Raw genomic sequence first — 2336 nt, 5'->3', positions numbered from 1 at the left:
GACGGCGCCGAGATCACAACGACGCCAACACACAACGTCGCCTGATCGACCCCATCACCCACCTTCCGGTTTAACTCGCAATCGCTGAGCGTGCCGGCATGACTTAAACTGTCTCATATGGCGTTCCCGCCGTCGGGCTGGTTGGTGCGAGACCTCACAACGATTGTTCAGATTTCGGCTCTGTCGATGCTCAATGCTCAAAAGGATCTCGCGTTTGGCGGCGCCATAGGACCTGAGTTTGTCCGTCACGAGTACCCGCGGCACATAGCATAAACCCTTCAGCAGCTTCCGAAAGAACCGCTTGGCCGCTGTCGTGTGACGACGCCCCTGAACCAAAACATCGAGCACGCTCCCGTGCTGATCAACGGCTCGCCAGAGATAGCGCAGCTTGCCTCGTATCCGGATGAACACTTCATCTAAAAACCATTTGTCTCCCGGTTTCGGCCCGCGCCGCTTGAGGCTGTTGGCATAGGTACGTCCAAAACGCAGACCCCACTCGCGGATCGTCTCGTTGCTGACCACGACACCTCGTGCGGCGAGGATCAGTTCGACTTCACGCAGGCTCAGGCTGAAGCAGTCATACATCCAGACCGCCTGATCGATGATCTCAGAAGCCGCGGTACGGTTTTGGGGTTGTGCTCATGCCCGAGACCCTGCCATAGGCCGCAAGTCCTTGCCAACCTCACAGGACCCTCGTGAGAACTGGCTCGAGGCGTACCGCTATCTCACAATGGATGATCTGAAGGAGCACAATAAGGATCAACTTCGCGAAGCCGCTTAGCCAGCCTGACCGGCCGCCCCGCTTTGCGGAACTTGACGCATACAATCCCGACAAGCTAACAGACTGAGGTGTGACAGGCCTCGTCAACGGCTGTTGCGTCCGGTGACGGCGCAGGCTGAGGTTGTTCTAGCTGCCGTGTAGCGGACTTTGCGCGAGAGCGGCATCATCGCCGTTGCCCGACCCGTCCTGCTTCCGGCGGCGACAAACTAGGAGGCATGCAATGACAGACGCGATGCACCATCTCCCTGGAGGCTTGATGCCCCTTCACGATCAGCACTCGCACCGGATGCCCCATTGGTGCTGGGCCGCTCCAGTGGCAGGAGCCCTTCTGATCCTTGCGAAGCTGGCCGGATGGGCGAGCGTCGAGAGCTGGCCCATCCTGATCCTGGCCATCGCGCTGCTGGGCGGCTCGGTCTTCTCGGCGGTCCATCACGCGGAGATCCTCGCCATCCGGATCGGCGAGCCGTTCGGCTCCATCCTGCTCGCCCTTGCGATCACCACACTGGAGGTCGGCCTGATCATCTCGGTTATGGTGACGGGGGGCGAGGGCGCCGGGGCCATTGCCCGCGACACCGTCTTTGCCGTCGTGATGATCGTCCTCAACGGGATCGTCGGCCTCTGTCTGGTCCTCGGTGCGCTCCGGCACTTCCAGCAGGAGTTTCGCTTGCAAAGCGCCTCGGCTATCCTGAGCGTCATCGCAACGCTGGCGGTCGTGTCGCTGATCCTGCCCAACTTCACCCTGACCACAGCCGGACCGACCTACGCGCCGAGCCAGCTTCTCTTTTGCGGCACGGTCTCCCTCGCCTTGTACGTCACCTTCGTGTTCATCCAGACCTTCCGTCATCGCGAGGACTTCGTGATGGTCGGCGACAGCCATGAGCATGGCGCGAAACCGGACGCTGTCGCGACCACCCTGAGTGCCGTCCTGCTCGTGGTCAGCCTCGGCGCCGTCATTCTGCTCGCCAAGTCGCTATCGCCGATCGTCGAGGGCGCGATCCTCCGCGCCGGCCTGGAAGTGGAGGTGGTCGGGGTGGTGATCGCCCTGGTCGTGCTACTGCCGGAGGGCCTGACAGCCATCAAGGCGGCCAAGGCGAATCGATTGCAGACGGCTCTCAATGCATCGCTCGGGTCGGCCCTCGCCAGCATCGGGTTGACGATCCCGATCGTCGGGATGGTCTCCGTTTATCTTGGCCAGTCCCTCACTCTAGGCCTGATCCCGGAGGGCATGGTGCTGCTTGTCCTGTCGCTGTTCGTCAGCACGCTGACCTTTGCGACGGGTCGCACTACGGTGCTCCAGGGTTCGGTTCACCTCGTGATTTTTGCCGTGTTCCTGTTCCTAACCGCTGTTCCATAGACGGATGAGGAGAAGTTCCAACAGGGGTCCTGAAAGCAACAGCGGCGACCTGTTGGCATCCGGAGGGACTGAAATCCACGGGGACCGTTGCATTAACGCCGGCTGTATAACGAGGGGCGGTTTGTTATTGATCCGGCTCGGGTGCTCTTGAAATCCGCGTTCGTCGGCCCAAGTCGGCGGGATGAAGCATATAGACATGCG

At 61.1% G+C, this 2336-nt stretch carries 1 protein-coding gene and 1 pseudogene; one reads left to right on the top strand and one right to left on the bottom strand.

Annotation, left to right across the window (positions count from 1 at the left end; genetic code table 11):
- Nucleotides 1-81: 81 nt before the first annotated feature.
- A pseudogene (locus JKL46_RS34575) lies at nucleotides 82-612 on the bottom strand (IS6 family transposase); the annotation flags it as partial.
- Between the two features lie 425 nt (nucleotides 613-1037).
- Between JKL46_RS34575 and JKL46_RS34570 the strand changes: the two are divergent.
- A complete protein-coding gene (locus tag JKL46_RS34570) occupies nucleotides 1038-2135 on the top strand; it encodes a calcium:cation antiporter (protein WP_040639773.1) in 1098 nt (365 codons plus the stop codon).
- Nucleotides 2136-2336 lie beyond the last annotated feature (201 nt).

The sequence above is a fragment of the Microvirga zambiensis WSM3693 genome, assembly GCF_016735695.1.
Taxonomy (GTDB): domain Bacteria; phylum Pseudomonadota; class Alphaproteobacteria; order Rhizobiales; family Beijerinckiaceae; genus Microvirga; species Microvirga zambiensis.
This window is presented reverse-complemented; position numbering and strand designations above follow the sequence as displayed.